This window comes from Psychrobacter sp. DAB_AL32B, from assembly GCF_002224105.1.
Classification (GTDB): Bacteria; Pseudomonadota; Gammaproteobacteria; order Pseudomonadales; family Moraxellaceae; genus Psychrobacter.
The window spans coordinates 1-334 of sequence record NZ_NEXU01000175.1 but is presented as its reverse complement, the minus strand read 5'-3'; the positions used below and the strand labels follow the sequence as shown (position 1 = coordinate 334).

1 protein-coding gene is annotated in these 334 nt (G+C 51.8%); it reads left to right on the top strand.

Features of this window, described 5'->3' with window-relative positions:
* Window positions 1-334 (top strand): hypothetical protein (locus CAN34_RS14320; RefSeq protein ID WP_254423206.1); only part of this gene is annotated, 334 nt, incomplete at both ends.

Below are 334 nucleotides of genomic sequence, written 5' to 3'. Positions count from 1 at the left end.
AAGATTGAGGCGGATAAGAAAGTAGCAGCAGCCAATCAACAAGCTGCCGATGCAAAAGCACAAGCTGCCAAAGCTGACGCTGACGCTGCCACTGCTAAAGCTGCGGAAGCTAAAGCTAAAACTGAAGCAACTAAAGCTAAAGCCGATGCTACTACCGCGATCGCCGCAGCCAATGCCAAAGCAGATACCGCCAATCAACAAGCAACAGCAGCTCAAGCCCAAGCGGCGATTGAAAAACAAAAAGCGGCACAAGCCCAAGCCGAAGCTGACAAAGCTAAAGGCGACTTAGCAGCTGCCGCCCAAGCGTTAGCTAAAGCAGAACAAGCCTTAGCGG